Annotated in this window: 7 protein-coding genes; 6 read left to right on the top strand and 1 reads right to left on the bottom strand. The window is 63.0% G+C overall.

Annotated features, from left to right (window positions below):
- Nucleotides 1-26: 26 nt before the first annotated feature.
- Entirely contained in the window at nucleotides 27-407 is a 381-nt protein-coding gene (locus tag T281_RS15525) for a phasin family protein (RefSeq protein WP_037241481.1), read from the bottom strand.
- A 383-nt stretch (nucleotides 408-790) separates the two neighbouring features.
- Between T281_RS15525 and T281_RS18000 the strand changes: the two genes are divergently transcribed.
- The 6 genes from T281_RS18000 to T281_RS15490 all read left to right on the top strand — a co-directional run bounded on the left by T281_RS18000 (nucleotide 791) and on the right by T281_RS15490 (nucleotide 6,744).
- Nucleotides 791-1,660, top strand: a complete 870-nt coding sequence (locus T281_RS18000; protein WP_052037574.1) for a PAS domain-containing protein — start codon at nucleotides 791-793, stop codon at nucleotides 1,658-1,660.
- An 86-nt stretch (nucleotides 1,661-1,746) separates the two neighbouring features.
- Entirely contained in the window at nucleotides 1,747-2,502 is a 756-nt protein-coding gene (locus tag T281_RS15510) for an ABC transporter ATP-binding protein (RefSeq protein ID WP_037241473.1), read from the top strand.
- The gene (locus T281_RS15505) at nucleotides 2,495-3,256 is read left to right on the top strand and encodes an ABC transporter ATP-binding protein (protein ID WP_037241469.1); all 762 of its coding nucleotides are present in this window, start codon (nucleotides 2,495-2,497) and stop codon (nucleotides 3,254-3,256) included. The genes T281_RS15510 and T281_RS15505 overlap by 8 nt, the downstream gene beginning before the upstream one ends.
- A 34-nt stretch (nucleotides 3,257-3,290) precedes the next feature.
- A complete protein-coding gene (locus T281_RS15500; RefSeq protein ID WP_037241466.1) occupies nucleotides 3,291-4,502 on the top strand; it encodes an ABC transporter substrate-binding protein in 1,212 nt (403 codons plus the stop codon).
- Nucleotides 4,503-4,574: 72 nt separating this feature from the next.
- A complete protein-coding gene (locus T281_RS15495; RefSeq protein ID WP_037241463.1) occupies nucleotides 4,575-5,693 on the top strand; it encodes a branched-chain amino acid ABC transporter permease in 1,119 nt (372 codons plus the stop codon).
- A 1-nt stretch (nucleotide 5,694) separates the two neighbouring features.
- Complete coding sequence (locus tag T281_RS15490) at nucleotides 5,695-6,744, top strand: branched-chain amino acid ABC transporter permease (RefSeq protein ID WP_037241461.1); 1,050 nt, start codon at nucleotides 5,695-5,697, stop codon at nucleotides 6,742-6,744.
- The last annotated feature ends 289 nt before the right edge of the window (nucleotides 6,745-7,033 follow it).

The following is a 7,033-nucleotide window of genomic DNA, read 5'->3' as shown; positions in this document are numbered from 1 at the left end:
TGGTGCCAAACGTATGCGCCAGAGTACTAGTACTGGTTGGTCGGATTGACCTTCTGCGCGGACTGCGCGACGAGACGCGTCAGTTCTTGAGCCTGCTGCGCATAGGCTTCGACTTGCTGGCGAGCGAACTGATTCTGGATCTCGATCGCTTCCTTGATGTCTTTCGCATTGACGAGACGCTGGGCCAGCTCGAACTGCGCCTGAAGATTGGCTTCGGTGAATTTCACGGCCTTCTCGTTGATCTCGCGCGCGCCGGTGGAGAACACGTCCGAAGACTTCAACACGACATCGTTCGCCTGACGGGCGGCTTCGATGAAGCGGTTGTAAGCTTCGCGGGTCTGCTCAACGCTCTTGGCGGCGAGATCGCGGACGGAGGACGGAATTTCAAAATCGAGGGGCTGGTTCATGGCGTTTCTCCTGGTGGAAGGCTCTGGGTCTGGGCTTCGGCAGCGAGTCGTCTTCGCTGGTCCTTATATAAATATAGACTTGGTGCGTTGCAACGTAGATTTTTGTGCACCGCACCATTTTTCGCTCATTCCCTGTTTCGCTGCGGCAACTCGCCTCGGAAACGGCCGAAGCAGCGTTCCGCGCGCTTGCTTTTTGCGACGAACACGTTTCCATGTGCGCATCCTGAGTTTGGTTGTACTGCTTGAGCACAACTCGGCAGGAATCTCGCGCCTTGGCAAAACGCCCGCATACAATAGCAGCCGGTCAACCTTCCCTGCCGGACCTCCTCTTTTCACCGCGCGCAGCCTTCATTTGGAATGGCGCTCGAAATGCTGTCGCATGGATGAACCCGGCAGCGCGCGCTTCGTTCGAGCTTCGTGCTGAAGATTTTTCTGAGGCGCTTCCGAAGCGCTTCGTTCGCCTGCTCGCGCGGCTGACCGAGGCCGGCATCGGCGGTAGCGTCAGGCTCAAGCTTGCCGGGCGGCCCCCACTCGATTGCTTCGCGGAAGTCCTGCATCTCGCTGACGGCGAGAAGGGCCTTGTCGTCGCCGAAACGGACGAGGATTTCCGCCCGCATCCGGCCCTTACGGCGCCGCCGAAGCTCTCCGGAAAACCGGCACGCAGCAAGAAAAGCCGCGCGAAAATCGCTGCGCCACCGCCTCCCGCGCCCTCGCTCACCGAAGCCGAGATGAGCGCTTTCAAGGCGCTCGGCCGCAAAATGAAGCGGTTATGCGCGGAGAAGCAGAGCCGCCCCGCAGAGCCGCCGACTGAACCGTCCTTCGCACCCCTCCGCGCCGAAACGCCCGCTTCTCCCCCGCCCGCCGAAAGCCTCCTGCAAGTTTTCGATCTCGTTCTCTTCCTCGGAAACGACCTCGACGTCGTCCGCGTCTCAGGCCGCGCCGCGCGTTTCGGCTGGAAAAAGGCCGAGCTTCACGGCATGCCCGTTCTCGATCTCCTTGCCGATGCGGACCGCGCGATCCTGCACCGCATGTCGAGGCGCCTTGCTTCGCTGCGCACCCGCACCGCCAGCGAGACGCTGTGGATCGCAACCGGCGAGGGACCGACGCTGCCGTGCCGCGCCGCGCTCTGCCGCTGGCCCGGCGAACGCACCGCCTACGCGCTGTTGCTCCTCGCGCTCGACCCGCCGCAAAGGCTGAAGCGTTCCCGCGCACGGGCCGCGCCGATTTCGCTCGCCTCCCGCCGCGCCGCCTGAGCCCCGCGTCATACCGCCGCGACTATCGTCGGGGATGACATAAACGCATGGCCGATGCACTTTTCCCGCATGCACGGGAGGGGACGATGGCCGACGACATCGTTTTGCAGACAGCAGGCCTCACGAAGGAATTTCGAGGCTTCATCGCCGTGAATGGCGTCGATCTGAAGGTTCGGCGCGGCACCATTCATGCCCTCATCGGTCCGAACGGCGCAGGCAAGACGACCTGTTTCAATCTCCTCACGAAGTTCCTGAACCCGACGCGCGGCACGATCCTCTACAAGGGCGAGGACATTACCAGGACGCCGCCCGCCGACGTGGCGCGCAAGGGCCTCGTGCGATCCTTCCAGATTTCGGCGGTTTTTCCACATCTGACTGCGCTGGAAAACGTTCGCATCGCACTGCAACGAAAGCGCGGCGACAGCTTCGATTTTTGGCGCTCCGAAGCCACGTTGCGCGACCTCGACGACCGCGCGCTCGACCTGCTTGAAGCGGTGGGGCTCGGCGAGTTCGCCACGACGCTCGCGTGCGAGCTTTCTTATGGCCGCAAGCGTTCGCTCGAAATCGCCACCACGCTCGCGCTCGACCCCGAAGTCATGCTGCTCGACGAGCCGATGGCGGGCATGGCGCATGAAGATGTCGGCCGCATCGCGGCGCTGATCGCGCGGGTGGCTGAAAATCGCACCATCCTCATGGTGGAGCACAACCTTTCCGTTGTCGCCGACCTCTCGGACGTCATCACCGTGCTGGCGCGCGGCCGCGTGCTGGCGGAGGGCGACTACGCCACCGTTTCGAAAGATGAGCGCGTCATCGAAGCCTATATCGGGGTGGGTCATGCCTGAGCGGGGTTTGCCTGAACGGGGATTAGCCGAAGCGAGAGCAATCCGGCAGGCGAGCGCGCCCGTGCTTGCCGTTTCCGGCCTCGAAGCGTGGTACGGCGAAAGCCACGTGCTGCACGGCATAAGTTTCGACCTTCGCCCGGGCGAGGTGGTCACGCTTCTGGGGCGCAACGGCGCGGGCAAGACGACGACATTGCGCGCGATCATGGGCCTTCTCGCCAAACGTCAAGGCTCCGTCATTTTCGACGGCGCGGAAACCATCGCCCTGCCCTCGCGGACCATTGCGCGGCTCGGCATGGGCTATGTCCCGGAGGAACGAGGCATCTTCGCGAGCCTTTCGGTCGAGGAAAATTTCATGCTGCCGCCGGTGGTAAAACCGGGCGGGCTAGCCGTCGAACGCATCTACGACATGTTTCCCAACCTGCGCGAGCGGCGGAAAAGCCAGGGCACCAAGCTTTCAGGCGGCGAACAGCAGATGCTCGCCATCGCCCGCATCCTCCGCACGGGCGCGCGCACGCTCCTTCTCGACGAGCCGACCGAGGGTCTCGCCCCCGTCATCGTGCAACAGATCGGCCGCACGATCCGTGAACTGAAGAAGGACGGCTTCAACATCGTGCTCGTCGAACAGAACTTCCATTTCGCCGCGACCGTCGCCGACCGCCATTTCGTGGTCGAGCAGGGCAAGGTTGTGGACATGATCCCGAACGCGGACCTTGAGGCGAACAAGACGAAACTGCACAGCTATCTCGGCGTTTAAGTTATTATTTAAGTGAGAACGGGAGCGAAAACGCATGAAAATCAGGACGGTATTCATCGCGGGAGCAGCGTTGCTTGCCGCCGCAACAGGAGCTGCTGCACAGACGCCGGTCAAGATCGGTGTGTTGAACGACCGCTCAAGCCTCTATGCCGACCTCGGCGGAGAAGGCTCGGTTGTTGCGGCGAAGCTCGCGGTCGAGGATTTCAAGGCGGCGGAGAAGGGCCTGAAGGTGGACGTGATCGCGGCGGACCATCAGAACAAGTCCGACATCGCGGTGAACACCGCGCGCGAATGGTTCGATCAGCAGGGCGTCGACCTCATCGTGGACACGCCGAATTCGGGCGTCGCGCTGGCCGTCAGCGAAATCGTCAAGGAGAAGAACAAGGTCTTCATCAACTCCGGCGCGGCGTCGTCCGACCTCACCGGCGCGAAATGCACGCCGAACACCATCCACTGGACCTACGACACCTGGCAGCTCGCGAACGGCACCGGCTCGGCGATCGTGAAGCAGGGCGGCGACAAGTGGTTCTTCATCACCGCCGACTACGCCTTCGGTCATGCGCTGGAACGCGACACCGCGAAGGTGGTGAAGGACGCGGGCGGCACGGTGGTCGGCTCGGTGAAGGCACCGCTCAACACGCAGGACTTCTCCTCCTTCCTGCTTCAGGCGCAATCGTCGGGCGCAAAGATTGTCGGCCTCGCCAATGCGGGTGGCGACACGATCAATTCCATCAAGCAGGCGGCCGAATTCGGCATCGTGCAGGGCGGACAGAATCTCGCGGGCCTGCTGATCTTCCTGACGGACATTCATTCGCTCGGTCTGAAGACGGCGCAGGGCCTCATCTTCACGGCCTCCTTTTACTGGGATCTGAACGACGACACGCGCGCCTTTGCCGACCGCTTCCAGAAGCAGACGGGCCGCAAGCCGACCATGGTTCAGGCGGGCGTCTATTCCGGCGTGCTGCATTACCTGAAGGCGGTCGAGGCGCTGAAAAGCGCGAAGGATGGCGCGGCTGTCGTCACGCAGATGAAGGCGACGCCGACCGACGACCCGCTGTTCGGCAAGGGCGAGGTGCGCGCGGACGGCCGCAAGATCCACGACTCCTATCTCTTTGAGGTGAAAAAGCCGGAAGAGGCGAAAGGGCCGTGGGACTATTACAAGCTGCTCGCGACCACGCCCGCCGCCAAGGCATTCCGTCCGCTCTCCGAGGGCGGCTGCCCGCTCGTCGCTTCGGCCGCGAAATAGGCAGCGCGCTTGCGCCAAGTAATCGCGGCGCCCTGACGACCTCGGCGTCGCACTTCGCGGAGAAGGAAAGACATGTTCGACCTCATCGGCGTGCCACCGCAGGCGCTGTTCGGCCAACTCCTCCTCGGGCTGATCAACGGCTCGTTCTATGCGCTGCTGAGCCTTGGGCTGGCGGTCATCTTCGGCCTTCTCAACATCATCAACTTCGCCCACGGCGCGCAATACATGCTGGGCGCGTTCGCGGCGTACCTGCTCCTGAACAACCCGCTCTATTCCATCGGTTACTGGCCAGCCCTGATCCTCGCGCCCTTGATCGTCGGCGGTCTCGGCATGTTGCTTGAGCGGAACCTCATCTCGCAGCTGAATGTGCGCTCCAAGACGCGCCCGCTGATCTTCATCGCGAGCTTCGTCGCGATCTTCCTCGCGCTCGCGGCCTCGCATCTATCCAGCGGCGCGGTGCCGGACCTCGTCTCGCTCGTCGGTTACAAGCTCGACCCGGCGGCGGCTTACGGCATCGCGGCCATCGGCGCGCTGCTATTCACGTCGTTTCTTTCCGCGACGAACCTGCTGAACGCGCCGGACGCCGACCAGAACACCGACCACCTTTACGGCCTGCTCCTCACCTTTGGCCTCGCCATCATCATACAGGGGCTGTTCGTGAACCAGTATGGCTCGTCGGGCCTGCCCTATACGATCCCGGACGAACTCAGGGGCGGGCAGAATCTCGGCTTCATGTTTTTGCCGATCTATCGCGGCTGGGTGATCGTGGCCTCGCTCGTCGTCTGCATCGCGACATGGCTCATCATCGAAAAGACGAAGCTCGGCGCATATTTGCGCGCGGCGACGGAAAACCCGACGCTGCTGTCGGCCTTCGGCGTGAACGTGCCGCGCCTCGTGACCTTCACCTATGGCTTCGGCGTGGCCCTTGCTGGCCTCGCTGGCGTGCTCGCCGCGCCGATCTACTCGGTGAACCCCAACATGGGCGCGGATCTCATCATCGTGGTGTTCGCGGTCGTCGTGATCGGCGGCATGGGCTCGATCCTCGGTGCCATCGTGACGGGCTTCATGCTCGGCATCGTCGAGGGGCTTACGAAGGTCTTCTACCCCGAAGCCGCGTCGGTGGTGATCTTCGTCATCATGGCCATCGTGCTGTTGATCAAACCCGCCGGACTGTTCGGGAGGACCGCGTAAGATGAGCCTCGACCAACCGCGAATCATCGCCTCGCAGGCCATCCGACCGTTCAAGGCGTCGCCCTCGTTCCTGCACGTGGCGCTGTTCGCCGGTCTCGCGGCCGTGCTCGCGATCCTGCCCCTGCTCGGCCTGTACCCGTTCGTGCTCGCACAACTCCTGTGCTTCGCGCTGTTCGCCTGCGCGTTCAACATGCTGCTCGGCTTCGTCGGCCTCTTGTCCTTCGGCCACGCGATGTTCTTCGGCATGGCGTCCTATGTGGCAGCCTATACAGCAAAAAGTGGCATCGCCGCCCTGCCCTTCTGGCTGCCGGGCGTCGGGCGCTTTGACGTGCCCGTCGGGCTGCCGCCCTTCGCGCCCGAGCTTGCGATGCTCACGGGCGCGGCCGTGGCAGCGGTGCTCGGCCTCATCGTCGGCTCGCTCGCCATCAAGCGGCAGGGCATCTATTTCGCCATGATTACGCTGGCGCTCGCGCAGATGGTCTACTTCTTCTCGCTGCAAGCGCCGTTCACGGGGGGCGAGAACGGCATTCAGGGCGTGCCGCGCGGGCATTTCCTCGGCTTCATCGACCTTCGCGACGACACCACGCTCTATTATGTGGTCGCTGCCATCTTCTTCGCGGGCTTCCTGCTGATCTACCGCATCATCCATTCGCCGTTCGGGCAGGTGCTGAAGGCCATCCGCGATAACGAGCCGCGCGCGATTTCGCTCGGCTACCGCACGCAGCGCTACAAGCTCACGGTGTTCGTGCTTTCGGCGGCCCTCGCAGGGCTGGCGGGCGGCATGAAGGCCATCGTCTCGCAGATCGCCACGCTTTCGGACGTACACTGGACGATGTCCGGCGAGGTTGTGCTGATGACGCTCGTTGGCGGCATGGGCACGATATTCGGCCCAGTGGTCGGCGCGGTGATCGTCATCGCGATCCAGACCTATCTCAACAATCTCGGCGCTTGGGTGACGATCGTACAGGGCACGATCTTCGTCATTTGCGTGATGCTGTTCCGCGAGGGGATCGTCGGCAGGTTGAGCCGCTGGATCAAGCGCCCGCTGTGATGCTTCGATTCGGCCCGAATCGGTGTGCGGAGCGTGCCGCGAGCGACGCGCAAATTCCCGCGCCGGTTGAACGCGTTAACGCGATCTTAATCCGTGTTAACCTTTTGTTAAGCCTGCGCAATGACGATAGAATCGCGCTATCTTGAACATCAGTGCTTCACGATTTTTGCTTATAACGGCCAAGTCGCAGTCACCCTGTAAGGGTAGCGCAGGGTGTAGCGTCCGCGACGGCGAAAGCCGTCGTCGAGTGCCGCGCGGGCGTGCCGGTTCCGTGCGGGCGAAGGCGTCG

This window comes from Rhodomicrobium udaipurense JA643 (assembly GCF_000636015.1).
Lineage (GTDB): Bacteria > Pseudomonadota > Alphaproteobacteria > Rhizobiales > Rhodomicrobiaceae > Rhodomicrobium > Rhodomicrobium udaipurense.
Note: the sequence above shows the minus strand (reverse complement) of the source record. Positions and strands in the feature narration are given on the sequence as shown.